Source organism: Clostridium pasteurianum DSM 525 = ATCC 6013, from assembly GCF_000807255.1.
Taxonomy (GTDB): domain Bacteria; phylum Bacillota; class Clostridia; order Clostridiales; family Clostridiaceae; genus Clostridium_I; species Clostridium_I pasteurianum.
On record NZ_CP009268.1, the window covers coordinates 2,691,095 to 2,718,005 of the forward strand.

Annotated in this window: 29 protein-coding genes and 1 other annotated feature; of the genes, 3 read left to right on the forward strand and 26 right to left on the reverse strand. The window is 31.1% G+C overall.

Annotated features, from left to right (window positions below):
• Positions 1-50: 50 nt before the first annotated feature.
• The 3 genes from CLPA_RS12205 to CLPA_RS12215 all read right to left on the reverse strand — a co-directional run bounded on the left by CLPA_RS12205 (position 51) and on the right by CLPA_RS12215 (position 1,762).
• On the reverse strand, positions 51-743 hold the full coding sequence (locus CLPA_RS12205) for a hypothetical protein (protein ID WP_003447488.1): 693 nt from the start codon (positions 741-743) through the stop codon (positions 51-53).
• A gap of 242 nt (positions 744-985) precedes the next feature.
• Positions 986-1,220 (reverse strand) — a binding site (T-box leader).
• 140 nt (positions 1,221-1,360) lie between these two features.
• Positions 1,361-1,564, reverse strand: coding sequence for a hypothetical protein (locus CLPA_RS12210; RefSeq protein WP_003447487.1), 204 nt, complete (start codon positions 1,562-1,564; stop codon positions 1,361-1,363).
• Between the two features lie 3 nt (positions 1,565-1,567).
• Entirely contained in the window at positions 1,568-1,762 is a 195-nt protein-coding gene (locus tag CLPA_RS12215; protein WP_003447486.1) for a DUF1858 domain-containing protein, read from the reverse strand.
• Between the two features lie 391 nt (positions 1,763-2,153).
• On the opposite strand from CLPA_RS12215, the gene CLPA_RS12220 reads away from it, so the two are divergent.
• A complete protein-coding gene (locus tag CLPA_RS12220; RefSeq protein ID WP_003447484.1) occupies positions 2,154-2,753 on the forward strand; it encodes a TetR/AcrR family transcriptional regulator in 600 nt (199 codons plus the stop codon).
• 339 nt (positions 2,754-3,092) lie between these two features.
• Here the strand turns inward: CLPA_RS12220 and CLPA_RS12225 are convergent, their stop codons facing one another.
• The 6 genes from CLPA_RS12225 to CLPA_RS12250 form a co-directional block, all read right to left on the reverse strand.
• A complete protein-coding gene (locus tag CLPA_RS12225; protein ID WP_003447482.1) occupies positions 3,093-3,485 on the reverse strand; it encodes a secondary thiamine-phosphate synthase enzyme YjbQ in 393 nt (130 codons plus the stop codon).
• A 251-nt stretch (positions 3,486-3,736) separates the two neighbouring features.
• Positions 3,737-4,006 (reverse strand): SIR2 family protein, encoded by a 270-nt coding sequence (locus CLPA_RS12230; protein WP_003441259.1) that lies wholly within the window; start codon positions 4,004-4,006, stop codon positions 3,737-3,739.
• Between the two features lie 15 nt (positions 4,007-4,021).
• Entirely contained in the window at positions 4,022-5,248 is a 1,227-nt protein-coding gene (locus CLPA_RS12235) for an IS91 family transposase (protein ID WP_003444845.1), read from the reverse strand.
• Between the two features lie 199 nt (positions 5,249-5,447).
• Complete coding sequence (locus tag CLPA_RS12240) at positions 5,448-6,671, reverse strand: C40 family peptidase (RefSeq protein WP_003447479.1); 1,224 nt, start codon at positions 6,669-6,671, stop codon at positions 5,448-5,450.
• A gap of 324 nt (positions 6,672-6,995) precedes the next feature.
• Positions 6,996-7,709: a M48 family metallopeptidase gene (locus CLPA_RS12245; RefSeq protein ID WP_003447478.1), complete on the reverse strand. Its 714-nt coding sequence runs from the start codon at positions 7,707-7,709 to the stop codon at positions 6,996-6,998.
• Between the two features lie 84 nt (positions 7,710-7,793).
• Positions 7,794-8,231, reverse strand: a complete 438-nt coding sequence (locus tag CLPA_RS12250) for a C-GCAxxG-C-C family protein (RefSeq protein WP_003447477.1) — start codon at positions 8,229-8,231, stop codon at positions 7,794-7,796.
• A gap of 460 nt (positions 8,232-8,691) precedes the next feature.
• On the opposite strand from CLPA_RS12250, the gene CLPA_RS12255 reads away from it, so the two are divergent.
• Positions 8,692-9,672, forward strand: a complete 981-nt coding sequence (locus tag CLPA_RS12255) for an asparaginase (protein WP_003447476.1) — start codon at positions 8,692-8,694, stop codon at positions 9,670-9,672.
• A gap of 334 nt (positions 9,673-10,006) precedes the next feature.
• Here the strand turns inward: CLPA_RS12255 and CLPA_RS12260 are convergent, their stop codons facing one another.
• The 17 genes from CLPA_RS12260 to CLPA_RS12335 form a co-directional block, all read right to left on the reverse strand.
• Complete coding sequence (locus CLPA_RS12260; protein WP_003447475.1) at positions 10,007-10,291, reverse strand: hypothetical protein; 285 nt, start codon at positions 10,289-10,291, stop codon at positions 10,007-10,009.
• 89 nt (positions 10,292-10,380) lie between these two features.
• Positions 10,381-10,560, reverse strand: a complete 180-nt coding sequence (locus tag CLPA_RS20860) for a hypothetical protein (RefSeq protein ID WP_143756580.1) — start codon at positions 10,558-10,560, stop codon at positions 10,381-10,383.
• A 194-nt stretch (positions 10,561-10,754) separates the two neighbouring features.
• Entirely contained in the window at positions 10,755-11,978 is a 1,224-nt protein-coding gene (locus CLPA_RS12265; protein WP_003447474.1) for a C40 family peptidase, read from the reverse strand.
• Positions 11,979-12,251: 273 nt separating this feature from the next.
• On the reverse strand, positions 12,252-12,929 hold the full coding sequence (locus CLPA_RS12270) for an ABC transporter ATP-binding protein (protein ID WP_003447452.1): 678 nt from the start codon (positions 12,927-12,929) through the stop codon (positions 12,252-12,254).
• Positions 12,929-14,572, reverse strand: a complete 1,644-nt coding sequence (locus CLPA_RS12275; RefSeq protein WP_003447450.1) for an ABC transporter permease — start codon at positions 14,570-14,572, stop codon at positions 12,929-12,931. The genes CLPA_RS12270 and CLPA_RS12275 overlap by 1 nt, the downstream gene beginning before the upstream one ends.
• A 72-nt stretch (positions 14,573-14,644) precedes the next feature.
• On the reverse strand, positions 14,645-15,712 hold the full coding sequence (locus CLPA_RS12280; RefSeq protein WP_003447448.1) for a Fe(3+) ABC transporter substrate-binding protein: 1,068 nt from the start codon (positions 15,710-15,712) through the stop codon (positions 14,645-14,647).
• 400 nt (positions 15,713-16,112) lie between these two features.
• Positions 16,113-17,519 carry an NADH-quinone oxidoreductase subunit N gene (locus tag CLPA_RS12285; RefSeq protein ID WP_003447446.1) on the reverse strand — a complete coding sequence of 469 codons (1,407 nt, stop codon included), beginning with the start codon at positions 17,517-17,519 and terminating at the stop codon, positions 16,113-16,115.
• Positions 17,519-19,042, reverse strand: coding sequence for a complex I subunit 4 family protein (locus tag CLPA_RS12290; protein ID WP_003447444.1), 1,524 nt, complete (start codon positions 19,040-19,042; stop codon positions 17,519-17,521). The genes CLPA_RS12285 and CLPA_RS12290 overlap by 1 nt, the downstream gene beginning before the upstream one ends.
• A complete protein-coding gene (gene nuoL, locus CLPA_RS12295; protein WP_003447443.1) occupies positions 19,043-20,911 on the reverse strand; it encodes an NADH-quinone oxidoreductase subunit L in 1,869 nt (622 codons plus the stop codon).
• The gene (nuoK, locus tag CLPA_RS12300) at positions 20,905-21,213 is read right to left on the reverse strand and encodes an NADH-quinone oxidoreductase subunit NuoK (protein ID WP_003447442.1); all 309 of its coding nucleotides are present in this window, start codon (positions 21,211-21,213) and stop codon (positions 20,905-20,907) included. Before nuoK ends, nuoL begins: the two co-directional genes overlap by 7 nt.
• Entirely contained in the window at positions 21,214-21,705 is a 492-nt protein-coding gene (locus tag CLPA_RS12305; RefSeq protein ID WP_003447440.1) for an NADH-quinone oxidoreductase subunit J family protein, read from the reverse strand.
• Positions 21,702-22,094 (reverse strand): 4Fe-4S binding protein, encoded by a 393-nt coding sequence (locus tag CLPA_RS12310; protein ID WP_003447438.1) that lies wholly within the window; start codon positions 22,092-22,094, stop codon positions 21,702-21,704. The genes CLPA_RS12305 and CLPA_RS12310 overlap by 4 nt, the downstream gene beginning before the upstream one ends.
• Before the next feature lie 4 nt (positions 22,095-22,098).
• Positions 22,099-23,136 carry an NADH-quinone oxidoreductase subunit NuoH gene (gene nuoH / locus CLPA_RS12315; protein ID WP_003447436.1) on the reverse strand — a complete coding sequence of 346 codons (1,038 nt, stop codon included), beginning with the start codon at positions 23,134-23,136 and terminating at the stop codon, positions 22,099-22,101.
• Positions 23,137-23,148: 12 nt separating this feature from the next.
• Positions 23,149-24,261, reverse strand: a complete 1,113-nt coding sequence (locus CLPA_RS12320; RefSeq protein WP_003447434.1) for an NADH-quinone oxidoreductase subunit D — start codon at positions 24,259-24,261, stop codon at positions 23,149-23,151.
• A 15-nt stretch (positions 24,262-24,276) separates the two neighbouring features.
• On the reverse strand, positions 24,277-24,714 hold the full coding sequence (locus tag CLPA_RS12325) for an NADH-quinone oxidoreductase subunit C (protein ID WP_003447432.1): 438 nt from the start codon (positions 24,712-24,714) through the stop codon (positions 24,277-24,279).
• Positions 24,707-25,246, reverse strand: coding sequence for an NADH-quinone oxidoreductase subunit B (locus CLPA_RS12330; protein WP_418219437.1), 540 nt, complete (start codon positions 25,244-25,246; stop codon positions 24,707-24,709). Before CLPA_RS12330 ends, CLPA_RS12325 begins: the two co-directional genes overlap by 8 nt.
• The gene (locus CLPA_RS12335; RefSeq protein WP_003447428.1) at positions 25,207-25,563 is read right to left on the reverse strand and encodes an NADH-quinone oxidoreductase subunit A; all 357 of its coding nucleotides are present in this window, start codon (positions 25,561-25,563) and stop codon (positions 25,207-25,209) included. Before CLPA_RS12335 ends, CLPA_RS12330 begins: the two co-directional genes overlap by 40 nt.
• A 257-nt stretch (positions 25,564-25,820) precedes the next feature.
• Between CLPA_RS12335 and CLPA_RS12340 the strand changes: the two genes are divergently transcribed.
• On the forward strand, positions 25,821-26,642 hold the full coding sequence (locus tag CLPA_RS12340) for a polyprenyl synthetase family protein (protein WP_003447425.1): 822 nt from the start codon (positions 25,821-25,823) through the stop codon (positions 26,640-26,642).
• Positions 26,643-26,911: the final 269 nt, after the last annotated feature.

The window sequence follows — 26,911 nt, forward strand, 5'->3', positions numbered from 1 at the left end:
GATTTTTCATAACCAATAGCAAAATAAAAATGACCCGCCCTTTGCGTTATTTATTGCTTAATCTTAACTACTAGCATTTCATTTCCAGCTTTTATAAATTCGTAATTAACTTTCACTATATTAATTTCATAATTATTAAAAGCTTTATCTTTCATAAATTTCTCAATAAAAGGAGATCTTTGAGCTTTTAAATTGGCAATTGGAAATATTCTTATCTCTTTCTTTGTTATTCTTATAATCTCATTAATAATTTGTTTGTGAAATTCATAGCTCATATGTTCATCATATAAAAACAAAAAGTGTGATATAAGCGATATATCAAATTGATTTCCTTTAAAATTATTACTAGGAAATTCTGAACTTATATATCTATCTTCCTTATGCAATTTAAAGTCTTTTATAAATCCTCTATATGCTCTTTCACGATGACTTTTTAATTGTTCAATATCTTTAAAAAAGTTCCATTTATATAGCTCCTTTATTGTTGACACTTTCTCCATGGTTTCTTCCAAATCTTTTGCACATTTTTCTTCTATTTCCTCAGGATTGAATGCATAAACTCTATCCGCAGCGGTAACATTATATCCTTTTGCATTTGCTTCTGCACAAAACGAACTTACTCCTGAGGCTACATCTAATATTCTTTCGCTTTTACTAAAGTCTTTTAAATCAAACATTTTATAGTACTCTTCAAAAGTCCTCCCTATGAGAACAAAATCATTTAATTGTAATTTTTTATTCATCCTTTACCTCCATAAAATTATATTTCAGTTTTATAATTTAATTTTAATTCATCTATAGAATAAAAAAAGGCCACTTCATCCTAAAATGGGACGAAGTGACCGTGGTGCCACCCATATTTTTTGATTTATAATAAGATAATTATCCTTAAAGTTAACTTTTTATTTAATGCCTTAAACGCTTCATGAACTAGCATTAAATAAGCCAAAATTAAAAGCCATAGAAACAAAAAAACATTTCATCCAATAAGGACAAAATGGTTATTTTGCTATACCACCTTAATATAAAGCAATCTTCATCAGGTACAGATTTTACTCGATACCCTGTCTTTTTAACGGTAGACTACCGTTTACTGCTACTACTATTTCGCATCACACCTCAGAGATCCATTCAATATAGACTATAGTACTTGGCTCCCACCATTCCAAACTCGCTTTAACTAATTTTCTATATCTACTACTTCTCTTCATTGGCTTTAATTTTCATTTTTCTATATCATATATCTGATTATGTTAAATGTCAATACTATATATATAATCTCAAAAATTATTTAAGCATCTAAAAGCAAAGAAAAAAACAAAATATACTAAACATGCTAATCGGTTATTTTTTATATGTTCTACTGCATTTCAATATTTTCCAAAGAATATATAGATTTTTCAATATCATTATCATTAGCTGCAAAAGAAAATAAACTCAGCATACCCAAGAAAAAAACAGCTATACTTGCTTCTCTAGAAATTTCTCCATACACATATAAATATATACCTGCAAAAATCCCCATAAATACCACAGTTAAAAGAATCTCATATTTTTTTAACATTTTTCATCTCTCCTCAGATAAATTTAATTGATAAATCAATTCCTCAACATCAAGTCCATGAACTGCTGCTGCTTTTTCTACACTTTCAAACTTAGCAGAAAGACAATCATTGCAATATAGCCCAAATTCCATCAAAACTTCAAGCTTTTCAGGATAATGTTTAATTATCTTTCCTATAGTTATATCTTTTGTTATCATAATATCACCCTTTCAATACTCAATCTATCTATGATAATTGTTCTAGTTCAAGATAAAATAAATTCATTTTATCAAGTTATATTACTTTAAAAAACATTTTGCAAATAAAATCATTCTATATTATAATGCAAATAATTTCATTTAATATATTTATTAACTATATGGAATTTTTTATCTATATAGTTATGTTTTATATCATTTTATATTATTATATTTAGTATTTATATAAAAATCAAGTGAGTTTTATAAATTTCTAATTTTTTTACTGTATTTTTTATTCATTTATTAATACAACTCATTAATAATAGTCAAAATACCAATGATATGAAATACATTTCATATTGTTGACAAAATAATAAATTAATTCTAAAATTTAAGTGGGTGATAATATATGAGTAAAGGAATACGTATACCTGTACAAAAAAGATCTATTGAAAAGCGAAAAAAAATAATTGATACTGCTACTAAAATATTCAATGACAAAGGATATTTAAATACCACTACAGCTGAAATAGCCAAAGAGGCAGGCTTAGCCACAGGAAGCGTATATGCTTATTTTAAAGATAAAAAGGATATTTTTGTTGAAGTCTTAAAATTATACAGTAATTCTATATATAACAATACAATAAAAAATTTAAATAAGATAAAAAATAAAAATGATCTAATATCCTTAGTAGATGTTATTGTAAATTCAGTGCTTGAAAACCATAAATTTTCTCCAAGATTTCATCAAGAAATTGCCATGCTAGCCTGTACAGATACTTACATTAAGAATTGTTATAATGAACATCAGAAAATTCAAATAGATAAATATATGGAAAAACTTTCTGAATACACCTCTAGTTTTTCCAACATAAAAGAAAAATTATTTTTAGTATACGCTTTAATTGAAGGAATGTGTCATGAAGTTCTTTATAATAAAGATTCAAATTTTAATAAAGATATTTTAGTTATAGAATGCAAAAAATTTGTCATTAAAATGCTCAAATAATTAACAAATACTATATTTAAATTTAATAGACAATTAAATTTAAATATAGTATTTGCCATAAACCTTCTATCATTTAAGCATAAAGATTAATTATTTTTTACTTCTATATAAGATTTATTTTTGCTAATCAAAGTACATATTGTTACAATTAAAGATAAAACTGTAATAATACCTAGAATAGAAGCAATAACTTTTCCATTTTTCACAATAACCACCTCTAACAATCTTATATTTATACATATTATATCATAATTAGACTAACTTCATTACAAAATAATTTTTGCACTTTAAAAAGTAATCTATATGAGAATATTAAAAATAGAAAATATTTAAATATTTTTACCCTCTTATTATATTTACATAAATATTTCTTCTTCTTGGTCCATCAAATTCACAAAAATAAATTCCCTGCCAGGTGCCAAGCATTAATTTACCATTTTCTACAATCACACTGCAAGATGATCCCATGAGTGACGCCTTTATATGTGCATGAGAATTTCCTTCTCTATGTAAATATCCATCTTCAACTGGAAATCTTCTATTTAGAGATGATAGCATATCTGTCACTACATCCGGATCAGCATTTTCATTTATAGTTATTCCTGCAGTGGTATGAGGAACAAATACAGTAACAATACCATCATTAACATCATTTTTTCTTACAGCATCTCTAACCAAATTTGTTATATTAATAAATTCCTGATTTTTATTAGTTTTTATCTCACATTTCAAAATACCACCCTCTTGATTTATATTTAACATAAAATTATATTACTATTCCCTATTATATTTTAACACTAAATTACAATTTATTTTATCTTACTATTTATTTTATAATAAAAAAGCGGCCACAGCCGCGTTATTTCGCTTCGCTCAACTTCTTTTGGGCGAAGCCCTTTAATTAGACCCATTTCTTAGCATATCTATTTCATAATATTTTTATAAAGCTAAAACCTTTGCGAAGCATATTGATGCTCCGCATTTTAATACTCATAAGTTATACCATGAACTCCGTCATATTTTCTTGGTTTCATTATAGCTCCGCATTTCTCGCAACTAAATGTAGGAGGTTCAATTACATTTTCATCATCTATTTCATCAAACATCTCAACTACATCCCTTGGTATATATTCTTCCACTCCACATTCTGTACATATATATAAGACTCCGTCTTCTTCAATTAAATTTTCTTTCAATTTAGCTTTATATTTTGCCCTTTGTTTATCTTTTATTTTTTTATTCTTTTTAGCCATAATAACTACCTTCCTTTATACATATAATGGCTCTATTTTATCACGAATTATTCCCTTAATCACACCATAATTGTACATTATCTCTTCAATTTTTATTTTGTTTTCACCTATTATTTTCTCTTTAAATTTTTCTCTTACACTTACATTTTTATAGTATATATCATGAAATTTCATCTGTGTTCCACACTTTTCACATTTTAATGGATTCACTCCAAATGTAAGAAGTATTCTTGTTTGCCAATTATTAATTTTTCTTTTGAACTCAGCAACTTTTTCATTTACCAACTTAAAAAATTTATTTTTATGTCTTGTGTTTTTAGCATATATTCCATAATATCTTATCATCTTAAAATTCTTTTCTGGTATGTGTCTTATTACTCTACCTATAAAATCAATAACATCTATTTCCTCTACAACTTCTTCACCATCTTCATGTCTTTCATAACGAAAAGTTACTTTTTTACCATCATACTTTATTATTCTTGATTCAGCGATAGCTGGTCTTGCTGTATATCTTCCAACATACTTTCCTGCTTGCTTTGCTGTTTTTATTTCACCTTTTCCATATACATAAAATCCATTCTCTAACCTTTTATATAGCTTATTTTTTAATTTTTTAAATTCTTTTTTTCCACTTTTAAGATTAATTCCTATTTCGTCTAACAATATTTTTTGCCATCTTTTCCTTAGTGCTGTATAATTTATATGTTTTGTATTCCTCCAAATTGTAATTTCTCCAGCACCACCTTCGGTGACAATTAAGTGAACATGTGGATTCCATTTTAAGTCTCTTCCAAAAGTATGAATTACTGAGATTATTCCTGGTGTAAAACATTCTTTTTTATTTAAATCTCTAAACCAGCTCATAATTGCTTTTGCTGAACATTTAGGTAATAATGATAATAGTTTTCTATCCCTAGCAAAATATATTCTAAGTTCCTGTGGAATTGTAAATACCATATGTCTATGCTTTGAGTTAATAAGTCTTGCCACCATTTCATCAGACCATTCTTCAGATTTTTTCTTACCACATGAGGTACAAAATCTACTTTTACAGCTAAATCCAACTCTTTTTATATGACCACAATTTTCACACTTAAACTCAATAAATCCATTATCTAAGGATTTACAATTAATCATCTTATCAACTTCTCTACTTATGTTAGCTCTAATTTTCCCTTTATATATCTCACTGAATTTTTCCCAATTATCCACAAATATTTGTTTTATAACACCTTGCATAATCATCACCAATCACTAAATTTGCTAATAATTATATCAAAAATCCTATTCCAAAATATTACTTGTAATATTTTCCTCAAACTTCTAACATTAGATTTTTCAAGCCCTGCCGGGCAATATTTTTATACAAAAAATTTTTAAATTCCTAATATATAAAAATAAAACGCTTGATTTTCATCAAACGTTTATTAGTCTTACTTTATTTTACTCTTCTAGCTGTTAAATAATCACTTCTAGTTAATGGTGATATCTTTATTACATCTCCTGTACGAGGTGCATGTATGTACATATTATTACCAGCATACATACCTACATGATGAGGGTCACCCCAACTTCCAAAGAAAATCAAATCACCCGGTTGAAGCTGATCTCTTGACACAGCTACTCCATCATTTATTTGATCATAGGTAGTTCTTCCAATGGATATTCCAAATTTTGCATACACATATTGAGTAAATCCCGAGCAATCAAATCCAGGATTTGGAGATGTTCCTCCCCAAACATATGGAGTTCCTAAAAAGTTAGAAGCATAAGCTATAATTGAATTACCTGAAGAATTAGAAGGTACTGCTCCACCTCTATTTATACTTATATTGTTATTACTACTTGCGGTAATATTTTTTGCTGAACTTGTCTGATTTCCTGAATTATTGGAGTTTGAAGCTGCCGCTGCTTGCTGCTGTGCCGCCTGTTCAGCTGCTCTAGCCTCAGCTGCTTTAACTTCTGCAATTTTTTGCTTTATTCCATCAATTTGAGCTTTTGTAGAAGTGCTTAATTCAATTGCTGCGCTTTCCTGTGCTCTTGCTTCTGCAATAAGAGGCTGTTGTTCTGATTTCTTATTATTTAACTCATTTACTTTTTTCTCATTTTCAACTTTTAATACAACTAATTTTTCTTTATCCCTTTCAAGCTTGTCCTTTTTATCCTGAATTGCTTGCCTTCTCACACTTAAATTAGATATTATCTTATCATTAAATTTTGCTACACTTTTTATTGTTTCAACCTTAGAAACAAAATCGCTTACACCTTTAGAATCCAATAAAATATTTATGTATTCACTATTGCCACTAATGTACATGGCTCTCATTCTCTTATTATAGAGTTCTTTTTCAGCCTTTATATCCTGTTCTGATCTTTCAATACTCTTTCTTGCATTATTTATACTGTCTTCTGTTTTAGCTATCTTATTTTTTGTATTATCAATTTCAGCCATATTCTTCTGAATTTCATTATCCAGCATCTCTATTTTTATTTCTATATCATTAATCTTCTTTTGTGCCTCATTTATCATATTCTGACTTTGCTTATATTTATCTTGTGATTGATTGAGCTGATCATCTAAAGATGGCGCGGCTAAAGTTCTAACATTAGCTGTAAAAACTATTCCTAATGCTAAAATAACAGAAAGTATTCTCCTATTCAAATTTTTATCCCCCTATGTACTTAATATTAAAATTCTCAGTGTTATATAGATTTTTGTTCTATCTAATGCTCAGAAATCGTTATCTAAATACTTATCCACTACTTGTTCTCGTTCTATAAAAAAATATTGTAAACAAGCAATTTATCGGATAAATACCCTAATATGTTAATTATAACTTATCTTATCAAATGTTTGTTAAGAAAATATGAAGATTTAATAAATATTTTGAAGAATACACCTATATTTTATATATTTATAGATCATTATCAACAAAATTCTTAATAATTTGTTCTATATGTATCACCAATCTATATAATATTAAAATTAAAAATCCATCTTCAAAGTATTATCTTTAAGCCATTGATGCCTTTTCTTATAATCTGGTAAAATGGAATGTACTAAATCCCAATACTGTTTTGAATGGTTTTTTTGAACCATATGACACATTTCATGAACTACTATATAATCCAAAACATCTTCTCTAGCCATAACACATCTCCAATTAAAAAGAAGTGAATCTCTATATGTACAGCTCCCCCATCTCCTCTTTTGCTCTTTTATCTTAACTTCTAGAGGAACTTTATCAAAAAATTTCTGATAAAAATTAATTCTCTTGATTATCTCTTGTTTTGCTTTTTCTCTATACCAAAGCTCCATAATTTTTCTTATATTTTCTTCATTTTTATTATCAATAGTAACTATAATTTTATCATCAACCAGGCTAACTTCTGGTTTAAGTACATTGGGGTTCCTATCTATGTATAAAAAATATTCTTTTCCCAAATACATGAATATTTCTTCATTAACAAATTTTCTAATTAAAGACTTAATTCTCCTATGTTTCAACTGATAAAGTTTTTTAACAATCCAAGTGGCCTTTACTCTCATTTGTTCTATTATTACTTCTTCCGAGATTCCTACAGGTGATCTAACTTTAATATCTCCATTTGGATTTATAGATATTTCCATGGTCTTTCTCTTACTAAAAATCACTTCAAACTCTATTTCTTTTCCAGCATAAATAAATTTTAGTATCATATAATCATCCTATTATCTCTATAATTCATCTAAACTTAGTAAGAGCAAAAACTCTTACTAAGTAAGATTAATTATCATTATAATTTAACACTTAAGTTCTTCTATAATATCAATGGCATCTTTAATAAGCTTAGGACATATATCCTTAAATACACCTTTTTGTATAGCATAATCCCTCATACCTTTTTGCCTTAAATTACATCCAATTAAATCTTTGCATATGGTTGAACAATTCATTTTCTGAAATCTTTCTCTAAAAAGATTAATCATTTCATAAACTTTTTCTTCTGATGCACTATCTATATTTGTATTATTTCCATATTTTAAGCCTAAAACCATTATTGCCCCAGTTACTGCTCCACAAACTTCACTTTTATACAGTTTTTCATCTAAACCATTTCCTAATTTTAGAATTGAATTCATATCTAAATTCAATTCATTACAATAAGTTAACAATACACTTTGAGCACAATTAACTCCTCTGCTAAATTTCCATACAGCTTGTTCTACTTTATTATTCATAATACTCCCACCAACTATCTTTAAATTATAAAATTAAAATTTTATTCAGTTATATAACAGTTATTTATTTTTCTATTTATTCTATAATACCACATTTTTTATTAAAATCATATCTAATTGTTAATTTATACACCTATAGTTATTATATTTATTTTAATATATGCTTGATTTTATTAGTTTAACAAATTTTTATAATATAAACAAAAACATGATATTTTAACTTGGGTATTTCTTTTTACTTTTATACATAAGCAAAATTAATAATTTCTTAAGCAAATAACTAAATCAATAACATCTTTTGTCAATTTATTAATTATAAAACATTTACATTGAATTTTACATTATTTTTCACATATACCTTACCAACAGATTATGATAAAATAAAAGTAAATTTAATAGCTTGTTTCATTTAATGATCACTTATAATTTTACCCCCAGAATAAAGACAAGGAGCAATAAAATGAAAAACATTCTTATTATATTTACTGGTGGAACTATATCAATGAAAAGAGATAAAAATATAAATGCATCCGTTCCATCTATGTGTGGTAAAGATATATTAGATCTAATCCCAAATGTAGACAATATAGCCAACATTCACTGTATGGATTTTTCTACTATCCCAAGTCCCCATATAACTCCAGAAAAGATGCTGGAATTATCAAAAATGATAAGTGAAAAGGCTAAAGTTTATGATGGTATAGTGGTAACTCACGGAACTGATTCACTTGAAGAAACTGCATATTTAGTGGATTTAACTTGTAATACTTCAAATCCTGTAATTTTTACAGGAGCAATGAAAAGCAGCTCTGAGCTTGGATGGGATGGTGCTGCAAATTTAGTGACTGCTGTTCTTACAGCAGCATCTGAAAGTGCTAAAAACAAAGGGGTTTTAGTTATAATGAATGGTGAAATTCACTGTGCTGCCCAGGTAACAAAGACCAATACTCATTCTCTAGATACCTTTAAAAGTTTGGATTTTGGTCCTATAGGTTTTGTTGACAATAACAAGCCATATTTTTATTTTGATTATTCAAAATCTGAATATATATCTGTATCAAAAATTGAAAGTGGTGTATCTCTTATAAAGTGTGCCTGTGGTATGGACTATAAACTTATAAAATTTTGTGTTGATTCAGGAACAAAAGGCATAGTTATTGAAGGTATGGGCAGCGGAAATATACCACCAGGTATGCTTCCCGGGATCGATTATGCTATAAATCGAAATATACCTATAATTCTAGTTTCAAGATGCATAACCGGAAAAGTTTCTGACAGCTATGGATATAAAGGAGGAGGAAAAGATCTTACTAATAGAGGAGTGATTCTAGGCGGCAACCTTAATGGACAAAAGGCCAGAATAAAACTCATGGCAGCACTTGGATTTACTAATGATTTATGCGAAATAAAAAAAATATTTAAGCAAAACTACTATAAATAAAAATTGTAAAATATTCAATATTAAAATAGACAAGTAATTTGAGAATTATTAGATTACTTGTCTTCAATAGAACTTAATGTATCTAAAGGAAGTATGCAGGACGCAGTTTGTCCATTGTTACTACTATCTATAAAAAAATGGGGTTCATCAACTGTAATTCATTGAAATTAAAACCATGTAAATTAATGTAAGTGTTTCATCATTATTAATTTTATATTTACATATAAAAATACCCCTGAAATAGTGAAACTTCACAAACTACTCCAAGGGCATATCTTTCCAAAATAGAAATCTATTTAACTAATAAATCTTATTATCATTTATATCTTAATTTTTAATCTTTTTTCGCTATCTGTGTACTTTCCTGCAAATTCTCATTACCTGCCTTTTTCTTCTTTGAACCTTTTAGCATCATAAAAATCATAAATCCCATCATTATAGGACATATAAGTGGTGAAATAGCCAATATAGCTGTGTTGAGCGTTCCATTTAACTTCAAAAATGGTAGAGCTGCCACTAAAAGAATTGGAATGGCACAACAAAGAATCATATGAAGCATATGTTTTAAAGGACTATGTGGTTTTTCTTGATTATTATTTTTATTATCATGACAATTCATAATATTCCTCCTAAAATTCTAATAAAAATTTTTATTCCAAATAAATCTCAAAATTCTGTTTATCTTCAATCTTAGTTTTATACTAATTTTTATTCTCTTTTGTTCTCTGAGGATTTATCCTTGCAACAGCTATTCATATTTTTCCCAGAGTTAATCTTACTAGCTTCCTGATGAGAATGACTTCCACAGCATCCTCCTTTTCTAAACATCATAAATGCCATTGCAAAAACAATCAAGAAATACCACCAGTTCTCAGCTAGAAATTTCAAATCAATCACCTCTCTTTTATATTAAAAGCACAAATACCTTTATGCATATTAAAAGAAATAGCCAGTCAGTATACTAATCCATATCTTTAACTTTTTACTCCCTTTCATGTGCCTTAATCCATTGTCTATATGTATTATATATAAAAGTTATGTAGATAAGATGAAGAATTTAAAATCACAGCTTTTTATTAATTTTATTTTACTCTTCTAGCTGTTAAATAATCACTTCTATTTAGAGGTGATATTTTAACCACATCTCCTGTATGTGGTGCATGTATATACATGCCATCTCCTACATACATCCCCATATGATGTGGATTAGAGTATGTCCCAAAGAAAACTAAATCTCCTGGCTTAAGCTGATCTCTTGACACTCCTACTCCATCTTTTATTTGATCATATGTAGTCCTGCCAACCGATACGCCAAATTTTTTATATACATATTGGGTAAATCCAGAACAATCAAAACCAGGGCTTGGAGATGTACCTCCCCATACGTATGGTGTACCTAAAAAACTTGATGCATATGCTATAACTGAATCATTTGAAACAGATCCGCCAGTACTTGCTGGTAATGATCCTCCTCTATTTATACTAACATTTGTATTTGAATTGTTATTGGCAGTAATATTCGTAGATCTATTTGCTTCACTATTTGCATTATTTGAACTATTATTTTGACTTGCATTTGCAGCCGCCTGTTCAGCCGCTTTAGCAGATGCAATTCTTTGCTTTATTGCATCAATTTGAGATTTTGTAGATGCACTTAATTCAGCTGCTGAATTCTGCTGTGCTTTAGCCTCTGCAATAAGTGGCTGCTGCTGTGTTTTTTTATTATTTAAATCACTTAACTTTTTCTCACTATCACTTTTTAAAACAATTAATTTTTCTTTATCACGTGCAAATTTATCTTTTTTCTCCTGTACAGCTTGTCTTCTTTCGTTCAAATTTGATATTATTTTGTCGTTAAATTCAGCTATACTCTTTATCGTTTCCACCTTTGAAATAAGATCACTCACTCCTTTAGAATCCAATAGAATATTTATATATCCACCGCTGCCATTAATATACATAGCTCTCATTCTCTTATTATAGAGTTCTTTTTCAGCCTTTATATCTTGTTCAGCTCTCTTAATGCTTTTTTGTGCATTATTTATGTCTGCCTCTGTTTTACTTATTTTACCCTTAACATTATCAATTTCAATCATATTCTTCTGAATTTCGTCATCCAGCATTTCTATCTTTAATTCTATATCACTGACCTTTTTTTGTGCTTCATTTAACGTGCTTTGTTCTTGATTATATTGCTGCTGTGATGAATTTAATTGCTCATCTAAGGATGGTTCCGCTAAAGCTCTAACATTCATTGTAAGTACTACACCCAAAGCCAGAACAGCAGATAATATTCTCTTGTTCAAATTATTATCCCCCTAATTTTATATATTTAATACAAAGTAAAATCTTGTTTATGGATCTCCCTACATTAATTCCTAATTTATTTTATTACATTAATGTGTAGAACATATGAAGATTTGAGTCAACAACGACACGAAAACTTACAAAACTCAATATTTTTACAATATTGGGCTTTGTAAAAAATAAATAATGAAATATAGTATGCTATTTATAAATTCCTGATATTACGGACATAGATCATTCTATGCTATTTTTGTGCAGATTTCGGAATAAATTCACAAAACTTCTTCAAGTTTCCCTGATTTTAAAATTTCTCCTTCTTTCAAAGTAACTACTTTATCTGCTATGCTCTTAACATCCTCTCTATCATGAGTTACAAAAATAGACGTTATGCCTGCTTGATTTAATATTGATTTTAATTCTTCCCTGATTTTACTCTTTAAATCCGTATCCAAATTACTAAAGGGTTCATCCAATAAAAGTACTGATGGCTTTGGAGCTAAAGCTCTTGCAATGGCAACTCTTTGCTGCTGACCACCGCTTAGTTCATGTGGATATCGACTGCTAAAATCCTGTAAGTTAACAAGTTTTAACATTTCTAAAACTCTAACATCCTTTTCCTTCTTGTTAAGATTAGTAAGTCCAAATTTGATATTATCATCTACTTTCATATGTGGGAAAAGAGCGTAATCTTGAAATACCATACCTACCCCTCGTTTTTCAGGTATAACAAGAGTATTACTATCAAACATAATTTTATTATCTACAATAATGCTGCCACTTAAAGGTGTCTCCAGTCCTGCTATTAACCTTAGAATTGTACTCTTGCCTCCGCCGCTCTCCCCTAGAATAGAAAGTATTTCACCCTTTTGCACATTGAAACTGACATCCTTAAGTGTCTTTTGTTGTGAATTTCTATACTTAAAAGTTAAATTACGTATTTCTATAAACATTATCTTCTCTCCTTATTTTCTATTCTATAAAGTAAATATACTGAAACAATACTAACAAGTATTATAATAAGTGATGGAATTGAAGCTTCATGTATCATTTCATCATTGGCATATTCATAGGTCTTTGTTGCTAAAGTATTAAAATTAAAAGGTCTCAAAATTAAAGTTAATGGAAGTTCCTTTACTATTTCAACAAAAACTAATGCAAAACCGCTGATTAATGCTGGTTTCATCATAGGTAAGTCCACTTTGAAAAATGTTTTAGTAACACCATACCCCAATGTCCTTGAAGCTTCTGAAAACTTCATTCCTATTTTGTCAAATCCTGATTCAATGGCTTGATAACCTATTGCTAAAAATCTTATAGTGTAAGCAAAAACTAACATGAACACACTTGTACTCAACACAAGTGTCTTTGAGCTAGAATCAATATCCTTATAAATCCCTACCATCTTTCGATCTACACTTACCATTAGAAGAATTACTCCAATTGCAATAACCGCACCAGGAATAGAGTATCCCATAATAGATATTTTAGAAAAAACCTTAGAAATCCAATGACTATTTATTCTGCAAAAATTTGCAATAACTACAGACATAACTATTATAAGTACTGCTACTATAATACTCAGCCATATAGAATTAAACATGAAGCCTACAAATTTAAAATTAAGTATTTTTTTATAAGTTAAAATACTCCAGTGACTTAGTTGAAGCAGTGGTATAATAAAACCCATACTTAAAATACTAAAGCAGTAAAGAAGTGCTCCTACAGCTTTTACCCCTTTTAATTTTACAGGAACAATTTCTCTCACTTTAGCTGTAGTATAGCTATATTTTTTTCTTCCTCGCAGCCACTTCTCTATAATTAATACAATAAACACTGTAACCATCAACATAGAAGCCAGTTTTACTGCAGTACTGGTATCTCCTAAGGAAAACCAGGTTTTAAATATAGCTGTACTAAAGGTTTGTACTCCAAAATAAGATACTACACCAAAATCATTAAGTACCTCAAGCAGTACTAATGAAGTACCTCCAACAATAGCTCCACGAGATATAGGCAAAATTACATGTATAAAAATATCACTGCCTCCTCTTCCAAGAAGCCTTGCATTCTCAATAAGTGTAGCAGATTGCTTTTCAAGAAATGATCTAGTTATCATATAAACATAAGGAAACAAAAAAATTGTAAATATAAACACTACACCTTTTATTGACATTATGTCAAAATATTTAGGATCCAAATTCATCTTCATAACATTTCTAAGAAATATCTGTACTACTCCAGTGTAATTAAATATCCCATTATATGTATAAGCAGCTATATAGGTGGGTATTGTGAGAGGTAGAATAAGTGCCCATTTAAAAATTCTTTTACAGGGAAAATCATAAGCGGCAATTAACCAGGCCAATGTAGTTCCAATTATCATTGTAAAAAATCCAGTAGCAATAACTATCTTTATAGTATTTATAATATAATCTTTCAAAAGAAAAGCTTTAATATGATACCAGTTTTCATTTGGTTTATCAAATATATGAAATAATATATACATACATGGCAAAATCACCAAAAGTACAGATATAAAACTTAAAAGTCCCCAGGAGCTTGGCTTATATTTCATGAATTTAAATTTCTTCAATTACTTCCACATCCTTTTCTTAAAGTAGCATTTACTAATACTAAAGGCAGTCCAGGAAGACTGCCTTTAAAATTATTTCCAACCTACTACATTCATTATTTCTACTGCCTTCTTATTGTACTCGCCAAGTTTTGTTAAGTTTATATCTTGAGTTTTAAATTCTCCCCAAGACTTAAGAAGTTCTGAAGGTTCAACAGCCTTATTTACAGGATATTCAAAATTGGCTTCTGCAAAGCTCTTTTGAGCTTCTGCACCTGATAAGAATTCTATTAACTTAACTGCATTTTCCTTATTTTTAGAACTCTTTGTAATCCCAGTACCACTTACATTTATATGTGTTCCGTTAGTTACTTGATTTGGAAAGAAAACTCCTACCTTCTTAGCTGCATTCACTTCTTCAGCATCAGAGGAATTAATCATCTTTCCTATATAATATGTGTTCATTATTGCAACGTCACCTACACCTGATACTATTGCTTTAGCCTGATCTCTATCATTTCCCTTTGGTTCTCTTGCAAGATTCGCTACGATTCCCTTTGCCCATTCTTTGGCTTTTTCTTCACCATTTATTGCTATAAAAGAAGCAAGTAGCGATTGATTATAAACACTGCTTGAAGATCTAACTACAACTTTACCTTTCCACTTTGGACTTGTTAAATCTTCATAAGTTGATAACTGCTCAGGCTTTACTCTCTCTTTATCATAAACAATAACTCTTGCTCTTACTGTTAAGCCTATCCATTGGCCATCCTTGTCCCTTAAATTCTCCGGAACATTTTTTGATATAGTGTCTGATAAAGAGGACTGCAAAAGTCCTTGCTCTTTAGCCCTATGTAATCTTCCTACGTCCGCTGTTACAAACATATCAGCCTCAGTATCCTTACCTTCCCTTGTTAGCCTCTCCAGCAACTCATCTGCGGTTCCTTCAACTACATTAACCTTAATGCCTGTCTGTTTTGTAAAATCTGCAAAAAGCTGTTTATCAGTGTCATAATTTCTCTCAGAATATACGTTAACAACCTGCTCCTTTTTGTTTTCCCCTTCAGAAGTGTTTGTAGATGCTGCTCTACCACATCCTGCTAAAATTGCTGTTGTTAAAAGTGCTGCTGCTAATGATATTATTATTCTTTTTTTCTTCATATTGATTACCGCCCTTTAATGATATTTTTAATTATTTATTAATGAGTTTCATTCTCATTATAAGAATGCACTATATCCATTAAATTTTTTATTCAAGCTACAATACCTCCTATTTCCTAATTAGGTTTCTAGGTTAACTTTATCAAATTAATGTGTAGAAAATATGAAAATTTCAATTAATGAATACAAAAATACTAGAATAATTGCTATTAACTTAGATAAAATAAAAAAGCTATGGCAAATATATACAGTACCTTTACCATAACTCTTTTATAATCTTTATCTATTATTGATTCTTTGCAATCTTAAATAATATTTTGTAGTCTTCACCAAATTTACCAATACCTTTACAATAATCATATAAATCAGAAAATAACATATATCTTAAGTTTTTCAATTGTTACGGTAAAAACGCTTTAGAAACCGCTAAAACCACATTGATTAATTGGTTTGGATAAATTCCAAGAACCACAAGGGCTATCATAGATACAGTCAGTGCCAATTTAGTACTTTTTGACACAGTAATTGTTTCAAATCCCTTAGGACTTTCTCCAAAGTACATGACCTTAACCACTCTAAGATAGTAGTATGCTGATACCACGCTCATACCAATACTTAAAAACGCCAGCCATAATTGTCCCTTCTCTATTATAGCTAAGAAAAGATAAAATTTTCCTATAAATCCAGCCAAGGGCGGCATTCCTGCCAGGGAAAGTAAAGAAATGAGCATAGCTGCCGCCAGAAAAGGTGACCTTTGGGATAAATGAGCATAATCTTTAATTTCATTACTGCCTGTTGCTTTAGAAACGGCAATTGCAACCCCAAAAGCGCCCATATTGGCAAAAAGGTAAAATAAACTATAGAGTAAAATTGCTGCCACACCAAGGCTTGAATCAGCAACAACACCCAATAAAAAATAACCAGCGTGAGCAATACTTGAGTAAGCTAGCATTCTTTTTATATTAGTCTGAGGAATGGCAGCTAGATTACCTAATATTACAGTTAAAACAGCTAAGAGTATGGTTAATTCAACCCAATAACTGGAAACTGATGACATACCGCCCATAAAAAGTCTTAGTAAAACTGCCAAAGCAGCAGTTTTAGATGCTACTGCCAAAAATACAGTAATTGAAGTAGGTGCTCCTTCATAAATATCTGGTGCCCACATATGAAAAGGAACAATAGAGATTTTAAAAGCAAAACCTGCCATTAAAAATATCATTCCCAGTATTTCTAATGGTACAAGATGCCCTGCTGATAGTACGCCAGCAATTTCTTTAATAATGGTAGTTTGTGTTACACCATACATTAAACTTAAGCCATACAGAAAAATTGCTGAAGACATTGCACCTAAAATAATATATTTTAAACTTGCTTCTTTGGACTTTTCATCCCCTCGATAAGCAATTAAAATACAAAAGGAAATGGTCATTAATTCTAACCCCATATACAGGGTTATAAGTTCTCCAGAAGATGCCATAATCATCATTCCCAAAAGTGCTGAAACAATTAAGGCATAGAACTCTCCTTGCTTAAATACTATATGATCCTTAGAAACTAAAACCGTTAAGATGGCAGCAATTAAAAACAGCTGTTTAAAAAAAGTACTGAAAGCATCAATAATGTAAGCTCCACCAAAGAAAGTTTGTGGATGATTACCATTGAATAAAGAAATTACTAAAATCGTAAGGAGACCTATTCCTGTGAGCAGTGCAAATTTTTCTTTATGCTTTGGAAGTAATAAATTTACTGCCAAAAGAATAATACATAAAGCTGCAGTTAAAAGTTCAACTATATAGCTAACCATTAAAATCCCCTCCCTATAAGCCCTGCTTCTGATATTCTCTTAATCAATGGAATTGCCCCGCTATGAATAAGATTAATCAGCGGTGCTGGGAATAGTCCAAAGAATATTAATACACCTGATAAGATAACTATAGGAACCATTTCCACGCCTTTAGCATCTTTTAAGTGATCCCATTCTTTTTTTCTAGGACCAAGGAAAGTATCTTGAATTACCTTCAATATATATACGGCAGTAATGACAATTCCTAGAACAGCTAAAATTGAGATAACTTTAAAGGGTATAACTGAAAATAGTTTTGTTGTTTTGCTAAAGGAACCTATAAATATGAGAAATTCAGCAACAAAATTATTTAGCCCTGGCAGCCCCAGTGATGCAAAGCCAGCAATTATAAAGCCAATGGATATTCTTGGCATTTGATGCATTAAACCGCCAAATTTAGCAATTTCTCTTGTATGAGCCTTATGATAAATATTACCTATTAAAGTAAAGAACAATGCAGTCATAATGCCATGAGCAAACATCTGTGCTACTGCCCCATCAATTCCTGTAACATTTAGAGAAGCTATCCCTAAAAGTACATATCCCATGTGACTTACGCTGGAATAACCAATTACAAATTTTAAATCCTTTTGAGCCATGGCAACCAGAGCGCCATATACTACATTGGCAATGGATAGTACTGCAATTAAGGGAACCCAATATTTTGCACCTTCCGGGAAAAGAAATATTCCTGCCCTTATAATTCCATAACCTCCCAGCTTCATCAGAACTCCAGCATGGAGCATACTCACAGCTGTTGGTGCTGCTACGTGTCCATCAGGAGACCAGGTATGAAAAGGCCACATTGGAACTAAAACACCAAAGCCTATTAGCATGAGAAAAAAGGCAAATTTCTGAAATCCAAAACTATAACTGATACTGCTTAGAGTTTGAATATCAAAACTTCTTATGCCCAGACCATTTGCATAGACAAAGGTTGCAATGATCCCAACTAAAACAAGTGAACTGCCTACCAATAAATACAGAGTTAATTTCATTGCTGCGTAGTCTTTTCTGGTACTTCCCCAAACTCCAATTAATACATACATTGGAATGACAGCTATTTCAAAGAATAGGAAAAACAAAAATAAATCTCGGGAAATAAATACACCAAAAACACCTGCAACCAATAACAGTAGAAATATAAAGAATTCCTTAATTCTCTTTTCCATTTTCCAGGATGCAAAGACACCTGTAAAAATAACGATGGAAGTAAGCAGTATCAAAGGCAGACTTAGACCATCTACTCCTACAGAATAATTTATTCCAAAGGCAGGTATCCAGGGATATGATTCTATAAATTGAAGCCCACCTGTTCCCCTATTATAAGTTACAAAAGCTACAATGGACAGCAGCAATGAAATTGAAGTGACAATTGCTGCAGTTACTTTTATTTCCTTAACTTTAGAGGCCGGAAACAAAAGTATTATTATAATACCTAAAATGGGTGCTAATAATATTAATGTTAATATCGGAAATTGCATCTATATCCCTCCTAAAATCGGTGCTGCCAGCCATAAAATTATGAAAGCAATTGCTATAAAAAAGATGAAGGCATAATTCTGCACACTGCCAGAGTTAACAAGTCTAAGCTTGATACCCATCCTTTTTATTAAAAAAGTAGTATTATCAAAAATTCCATCTACTATCTTTCGATCACACCAGTGGAAGAAACGTGAAATATTTGAAACTATTCTCTCATATAGCCAATTATAAAGCTCATTAAAATAGTATTGATTAAAAAGAAGTTGATGAATTGGCTTAAATCTCACACTAAGAGCTTCACTTGACACTACCTGCTTACCATATATAAGCCAGCTTAATATGATTCCACCGAAAGCTGCCGCCACCGATTCACTCATTATGATTAGGTTTGGCTCTATACCTTTAGCTGCCTGAAAATATATGTATGAAGCAAAAGTCTTACTCAGGAAACCATAGAATACTGCAAAAACTGATAATATTATTAAAGGTAACTTCATATTCCAAGGAGTTTTGTGTACTGGATTCTTTTGCCTTTCCTGACCAAAGAAGACGATAAAAACCAAACGGGCCATATAAAAAGCTGTTAAAAATGCTGTGAACAAACCTAAATAATATAAAAACCTATAACCATGCTCGTAAGTTACAGATAAAATTTCATCCTTGCTAAAAAAACCAGACAAAGGTGGAATCCCTGCCAGGGCTAGAGAACCGATAATGAAAGTCCAGCTGGTAATTTTCATTTTTTTAATTAAACCGCCCATTTTAAAAATGTCCTGTACCCCAACAGCATGAATAATGCTACCAGCACCCAAAAATAATAGAGCTTTAAAAAATGCGTGGCTGGTAAGATGAAATATTCCAGCTGTAAATCCTCCTACACCCATTGCCATAATCATATAACCTAACTGGCTCATGGTGGAAAAGGCCAATATTCTTTTTAAATCCCTTTGCACCAGAGCAATAGTACCTGCCATAAAGGCAGTTATTCCTCCAATGTAAGCAATTACTAAACTCACTTCATGTAATGAAGAAAATAAGATATAACCACGTGCAATAAGATACACACCTGCAGCCACCATGGTAGCTGCATGAATTAAAGCACTTACTGGTGTTGCTCCTTCCATAGCATCTGGAAGCCACACATGCAGTGGAAATTGAGCTGACTTTGCCACTGGACCTGCAAAAATTAATAATGCCGCAATAATAAGAAAGAGAACATTGGAATAAACTGGAATACTAACAGCAAGTTCCCTGAAATTAAAAGTTCCAAAAGCTATGAAAAGGCAGAGAATTCCTAACAAAAATCCAAAATCTCCTACTCTATTGGCAATAAACGCTTTCTTACTAGCTCTTGCAGCTGAAGGCTTATGAAAATAAAAGCCAATGAGAAGATAGGAACACAAACCTACCAATTCCCAGAAAAAGAACATCTGAAAATAGTTATTGGCAATTACTAAGCCTAACATGGAGCTGCTGAACAGCGATAAATTTGCAAAGAATCTAGAAAACCCTGGATCATTTTGCATGTATCCTAATGAGTATATTTCCACCAGCAATCCAATAAAAGTCACAATCAGAAGCATAATTGCAGTAAGTGGATCAATTAATACTCCAGCTCCAATATTAATGGGAACTGAAAGCCAGGAAACAGCATATTCAACAGGCTGATTAATACTAACTCCAGAAGTAATGACCTCATAAAAAACACCTAAAGAAAATATAAGAGAAAGACCCATACCTGCTATTGCAATTACTGCACTAACGGGTTTAAATCTTTTTGTAATAAAACTTATAAACAAAAATGCAATTGCTGGAAATATTGGAATTAACCAAGCTAAACCTATAAATATCATCATAACACCTACCATTTCAAAATATTGAAATCTTCCACATTAGTTGTATTACGGCTGCGGTAAATATTTAAGATAATAGCTAATCCTAAAGCAATTTCAGCTGCTGCAACCACAATGACAAAAATAGCGAAAAGATGTCCGGTAACTTTTTCAGGTGCTAAGAACCTATTAAAAGCTACTAAATTTATATTAACTGCATTCATCATAATTTCCACAGACATTAATACACTTATAACATTTCTTTTTGCAAAAGCTCCATAAAGTCCAACACAAAACAAAGCTGCTGCTAATATAAGATAACCCTCTAAACCAACCATTTAATTTTTCACTCCTTTAGCTAAAATAATAGCTCCTACCATAGCAATCAACAAAAGTATGGCAGAAATTTCAAAGGGAATCATGTAATTTCCAAAAAATCCTTCTGCAATAGAGCTAATTGTATTTTTTACTTCTAAATTTTTGTAAGTGAAACCAGTAACTAGAATCAAACGTACAATCAACCCAAAAAATCCTAAACAAAATATTAGACTAGCCCATCTTAATTTATTAAATGGATTACTATTTTTCATTTCAATTCTTCGTGTAAGCATTACAGCAAATACGATTAAAATAGAAATAGCACCGGCATAAATTAAAATCTGTACTAAGCCAAGAAAATCCGCTTCAAGAAAAATGAAAACTACTGCAATACCCATAAAGGTTAATATCAATAATAGTGCACTATGCACAATATTTTTTGAATGAATAACTCCTATGGCACAGGCTAAAATTAGAATTGCTATGGGCCAAAAAACAAAAGACGAAATCATGGCAAATCCTCCTTACTGCTGAATAATGTCAATTTGGTTCCAGCTCTATTGTAAACACTTAATTCAAAATCAGAAGTAGACTGTAAGGCTTTACTAGGACAGCTTTCAACACAAAGTCCACAAAAAAGACAGTACATCAATTCCATTTCATACTTACTTAGATGTCTTTTATTATTTTCATCTTTATAACTGTCAATGGTAATAACTCTATTAGGACAGCTTAAAGCACAAATACCACAGGAAGTACATTTTTCTGAATCCAGCTTAAAAGAACAAATGGAACGGGTTGGCAGCTTAGGATGCTGTTCTGGATACTGCTGTGTAATATTTTTTTCAAATAAATGCCCTAAGGTTACTCTAAGACCATTGATTAATCCTTTACCAAACATGCGCTCACCCCTTAATTAACTGAAATATCTTAACACCTATTCCCGTAAATAAAACATTCATCAAAGAAATAGGAATAAGATATTTCCAATTTAAAGACATCATATGATCCAACCTAAATCTAGGAAAAGTCCAGCGAACCAGCATAAATAATAAAATTATTACATAGGTTTTTAAGATAAACCAAATCCAGGAAGGTAATATGGGACCGCTGGCTCCACCAAAAAACAAGGTTACCATAAGTGCCGAAATAGCAAACATATTGGTGTATTCAGCAAGATAAAAAAGTGCATATCGCATTCCACTATATTCTGTAAATGGTCCAGCTACTATCTCCTGCTCTCCTTCAGGTAAGTCAAAAGGTCCCCTATTCAGCTCTGCTGTTGCAGCAATAAAGTAAACAACAAAGGCAATAGGCTGTAAAAAAATGAACCAGACATTATGTTGTGCTGAAATGATTTCTCCTAGATTTAAAGAACCACTCAGCATGACAATGCCAAGAAGAGAAAAAATCATAGGTATTTCATAGCTTATCATTTGGGCAACTACTCGCATTCCCCCTAGGAGAGAATATTTATTATTAGATCCCCATCCTGCCATTAGAATGGGTACGGAAGCGGTTCCTGAAATGGCTATAAAATAAATTACACCCAAATTTAAATTAGCTGCAATCATATTTTTGCCAAAGGGTAAAACCGCGTAAACTAATAGAGCAGGAACCATAACTAATAAAGATGCCAACCTAAAAACCCATCTATCTGCTTTACTGGGAATAATATCTTCTTTACCTAAAAGCTTAACCACATCGGCAAGGCTCTGAAGAATCCCCCGAGGACCGAATCTATTTGGTCCAAGACGCTGCTGCAAAAAGCCGCAAAATTTTCTCTCTAAATAGATTAAATACATAGCATTTAACAAAACAAAAACTACAATAGCTATAAAATAAATAATACTCATAATGATACTCACCAAAACATTGGGTATTCCTAATGCCAAAATCAATTTTTCAGCCCAGTTAGATATATTTATAAAGATATTTTCCATTTTTCCCTCCTATTATCTATCCACTTCACCCAATATGGGATCTAATGAGGCTAAAATAGCCACTGCATCCTGAATTGTACCTTCTTTAGCCATTTCAGGGAAGGCACCAAGATTAACAAAGGATGGTCCATGAATGTGAAGTCTATAAGGTTTATTGGATCCGTCGCTTACAAGATAATAACCTAAAACACCTTTAGATCCCTCAATTTGATGATAAACATCTCCCTTTGGTGGTTTTATCATTCTAGGAACTTTAGCTAAGATTGGTCCCTCTTGAATTTGCTGTAATGCTTGTTTAATAATTTTTATACTTTCCTCCATTTCACCAATACGCATTAGCCATCTTTCGTAGCAGTCACCATTTTTCCCGACAATCACCTTGAATTTGAAACGATCATAAATACCATAGGGTACATCACGCCTTAAGTCCAAATCAATACCGGAGGCCCTCAAATTTGGACCTGTCAATCCATAATCCAAAGCTCTTTCCCCATTAATAATGCCCACATCTTTAGTTCTGGCCTGAAAAATTTCATTGCCTGTAATAATGCGTTCATATTCTACAAAATTTTTGTCCATCTCTGTAAGGAAATTTCTTAAATTTGGAATAAATTCCTCAGGCAGATCCTGACTTACTCCTCCAATGCGCATATAATTTGTTGTCATTCTGGAGCCACAAACCATTTCAAATAAATCCAAAATTTTTTCTCTATCTCTAAAAAAATACATCCAAGGGGTATGGCCATTGAGATCAATTGCCATACTGCCTAAAAAAACTTGGTGACTGGCTATTCTCTGCAGTTCAGCCATAATGATGCGAATATATTCGGCTCTTTCTGGAACCTTAATTTCCATAAGCTTCTCCACCGTTTGAACATAACCTAATTCATTTAACATCCCGGATAAGTAATCCAATCTATCGGTATAAGGTATAAATTGGGTATAGGTTCTGGATTCAGCTAATTTTTCCATACCTCTATGTAAGTAGCCAATAACATTTTCCACATTGACAATACTCTCCCCATCCAAAGTAAAAATTGCTCGATATACCCCATGAGTACTAGGATGCTGTGGTCCAAAATTTAGAGTCATTTCCTCAGTATGAAACACATTCTCTTGTATCATCACCAAACCTCCTCTCTATCTTCGCTGAATAATTTTAAAATCTTTTCGCAGTGGATGTCCAATAAAATTATCTGGACACAATATCCTCTTTAAATTCGGATGGCCAGTAAAGTTAATCCCAAATAGATCATATACTTCTCTTTCCTGAACATTGGCCGCCGTCCAATCCTTAGTCAATGAAGGAATCTCAAGTTTTTCATCAAGTTTTACCTTGATTCTAATTAGCTCATGAGTTCTTAAGGACATAAAATGATAAATACAGCTTAATCCTTCTTCTTCCACTGCCGTCAAATCCACTAAAAAATTAAAACCATACTCTTTTACCTTTTTTACAGTTCCTAAAAAAATATTAACTTCTATACAAATAGCCATTTGCGTATTTTCTATGATTTCAACATTTTGCTGATACTCTTCTTTTAATGACGAAATCATCCGTTCACAAATTTTACTCACTCATACCCACCTCTTTCGGATGAATAATTTTTTCCTTTAACGTTAAAAGTCCATGAAGTAATGCTTCAGGCCGGGGAGGGCAACCTGGAATATAGACATCTACTGGTAAAAAAGTATCTGCACCAGGGACAACACTATAGGAGTCTACAAAAGGACCACCACTGGTAGCGCAGCTTCCCATAGCAATTACCCATTTTGGTTCTGGCATTTGTTCGTAAATTTTTTTCACTACAGGTGCCATTTTTTCAGTAATAGTCCCAGCAACGATCATCAAATCTGCCTGCCTTGGTGAAGCACGAAAAACTTCATAGCCAAAGCGTGCAATATCATAACGAGCACCTCCTGCTGCCATCATTTCAATAGCACAGCAGGCTAAACCAAATGTTAGCGGCCAAAAAGAATGAGCACGACAAAAATTTAATGCATCATCTAATTTAGTTAATTTAATATTTTTTTCTATCTCCTCTTGAATAAATTTATTCTGTTCAGATTTTATTTCCACTCTAATGCCCCCTCTTTCCACGCATACCATAAACCAATGATTAGAATACCAATAAAAATAAACATCTCAGCAAAGGCAAATAAGCCCAGAGTCTTAAATTTCACTGCCCAGGGTAAAAGAAAAACTGTTTCAACATCAAAAAACAGGAATACCAAGGCATACATAAAATAACTGGCTTTAAACCTTATCCAAGTTGAGCCAGTAGTCTCAACACCACACTCATAAGTAGATAGCTTTTCTTTATTGGGCTTATTAGGTCTTACAAAGTAAGCAGTTAACAAGACAACCATTCCAAAGACAAATGAGGCTACGAGAAAAATTCCTATCATCAGAAAATTTTGTAACATTTTATCTCCTCTCCATCTAACTCTCAAAGAGAAATGTTTTTATTCATTACTCTACTAGTTAAATCTATCTAAAGACAATAATTACAAAATAATATAAAGATATTATGAAGATTTAAAAAAATAAGTAAACATACTTTTTAAGACACCTTAATATCTACATATTATCTTTACATCTTTTTTATATAATTAACCACAATATCAATTAAGTGAGAATTTTTTGATTATCCTGAATAATATAAGAAAGGTTTTGAGAATAAATGAAATTTCAAGAAATTTATAAACCAATAATAAGTGAACTTGATCAAGTAGAAAGAGAACTTGAAAATTTAAGTTCAAGTATGATTTATAATTCAATACATGAAATCATAGATTATTTTTTTAAGATTCCAGGTAAACATCTTCGTCCTACCTTAGTCTTATTGTCAGCAGGAACTATAAATTCAAAGCTTTCAACTCATGCTGAATCTTCACTATTACAGCTGGCTGTAGCGGTAGAGCTCATACATAGTGCAAGTTTAATTCATGATGATGTCATTGATGATGATATCTTTCGCAGAGGTCAAAAAACCTTAAATAAAACCTACGGAAAAAAGATATCTGTGCTGACTGGTGATGTACTTTATGCTCATGCTTTTTTGATCATTAATAAATACCTTCCTAAAAAATTAGTGCACAATTTGATTCAAGTAACTGCAAATATGTGTGCTGCTGAAGTAGATCAGGCTCAAAATACTCTACCGGATAGAGAAAGGTATTTCAATATCATAAAGGGCAAAACAGCTTCTTTTATGGGGATTTGCTGCAGCTTAGGATGTGAAATTGCCGGAGGAAGTGAAGAGGAAATATTAGATTTAGAAGAATACGGCTTAAATCTTGGTATGACATACCAAATAATTGATGATTATATGGATGGCGATATAAAAACCATAAATAATGTAACTTTGGAAGATGCTAATTATTTTGGTGAAAAAGCTAAAAATTCATTAAAAAATTTTAAAGCTTCGACCTATAAAGATAGCTTAATAAACATGGTTGATCATATTTTAACATTCTCACATAGTAAAGCTGAAAATGCTTAAACTACTGTAAGTCAGAAATATTAAAAAGATACTGGTATATTGGAATTAAATTAATTAAAATCAGATTATTTACTTTAATAATTATTCTAATGCTTTCCACAATAGTATTAAAAGCTCTAATAATCAGACTTTCAGCAATGCAATTGTAAGTAAGTATTGGGAATGAATATTTCCAATGCTTCAAATGGCATTATAAAAGTCCAGCTATTCAATTATCTCAATACATAACATGCTAATTCTAAAATCAAATAATATCAGGCTGTCAAGAA

Coding starts and splice junctions, on each gene's coding strand:
- CLPA_RS12285 (WP_003447446.1), bottom strand. CDS start 17,519: ATGGTTAGCTATATAGTTGAACTTTTAACTGCAGCTTTATGTATTATT.
- CLPA_RS12255 (WP_003447476.1), top strand. CDS start 8,692: ATGAAAAACATTCTTATTATATTTACTGGTGGAACTATATCAATGAAA.
- nuoK (WP_003447442.1), bottom strand. CDS start 21,213: ATGGTTGGTTTAGAGGGTTATCTTATATTAGCAGCAGCTTTGTTTTGT.
- CLPA_RS12215 (WP_003447486.1), bottom strand. CDS start 1,762: ATGATAACAAAAGATATAACTATAGGAAAGATAATTAAACATTATCCT.
- CLPA_RS12335 (WP_003447428.1), bottom strand. CDS start 25,563: ATGTTACAAAATTTTCTGATGATAGGAATTTTTCTCGTAGCCTCATTT.
- CLPA_RS12205 (WP_003447488.1), bottom strand. CDS start 743: ATGAATAAAAAATTACAATTAAATGATTTTGTTCTCATAGGGAGGACT.
- nuoL (WP_003447443.1), bottom strand. CDS start 20,911: ATGGTAGGTGTTATGATGATATTTATAGGTTTAGCTTGGTTAATTCCA.
- CLPA_RS12270 (WP_003447452.1), bottom strand. CDS start 12,929: ATGTTTATAGAAATACGTAATTTAACTTTTAAGTATAGAAATTCACAA.
- CLPA_RS12310 (WP_003447438.1), bottom strand. CDS start 22,094: ATGTTTGGTAAAGGATTAATCAATGGTCTTAGAGTAACCTTAGGGCAT.
- CLPA_RS12235 (WP_003444845.1), bottom strand. CDS start 5,248: ATGCAAGGTGTTATAAAACAAATATTTGTGGATAATTGGGAAAAATTC.
- CLPA_RS12320 (WP_003447434.1), bottom strand. CDS start 24,261: ATGATACAAGAGAATGTGTTTCATACTGAGGAAATGACTCTAAATTTT.
- nuoH (WP_003447436.1), bottom strand. CDS start 23,136: ATGGAAAATATCTTTATAAATATATCTAACTGGGCTGAAAAATTGATT.
- CLPA_RS12280 (WP_003447448.1), bottom strand. CDS start 15,712: ATGAAGAAAAAAAGAATAATAATATCATTAGCAGCAGCACTTTTAACA.
- CLPA_RS12210 (WP_003447487.1), bottom strand. CDS start 1,564: ATGTTAAAAAAATATGAGATTCTTTTAACTGTGGTATTTATGGGGATT.
- CLPA_RS12230 (WP_003441259.1), bottom strand. CDS start 4,006: ATGGCTAAAAAGAATAAAAAAATAAAAGATAAACAAAGGGCAAAATAT.
- CLPA_RS12260 (WP_003447475.1), bottom strand. CDS start 10,291: ATGAATTGTCATGATAATAAAAATAATAATCAAGAAAAACCACATAGT.
- CLPA_RS12330 (WP_418219437.1), bottom strand. CDS start 25,246: ATGGTATGCGTGGAAAGAGGGGGCATTAGAGTGGAAATAAAATCTGAA.
- CLPA_RS12250 (WP_003447477.1), bottom strand. CDS start 8,231: ATGAATAATAAAGTAGAACAAGCTGTATGGAAATTTAGCAGAGGAGTT.
- CLPA_RS12340 (WP_003447425.1), top strand. CDS start 25,821: ATGAAATTTCAAGAAATTTATAAACCAATAATAAGTGAACTTGATCAA.
- CLPA_RS12305 (WP_003447440.1), bottom strand. CDS start 21,705: ATGATTTCGTCTTTTGTTTTTTGGCCCATAGCAATTCTAATTTTAGCC.
- CLPA_RS12220 (WP_003447484.1), top strand. CDS start 2,154: ATGAGTAAAGGAATACGTATACCTGTACAAAAAAGATCTATTGAAAAG.
- CLPA_RS12245 (WP_003447478.1), bottom strand. CDS start 7,709: ATGATACTAAAATTTATTTATGCTGGAAAAGAAATAGAGTTTGAAGTG.
- CLPA_RS12290 (WP_003447444.1), bottom strand. CDS start 19,042: ATGCAATTTCCGATATTAACATTAATATTATTAGCACCCATTTTAGGT.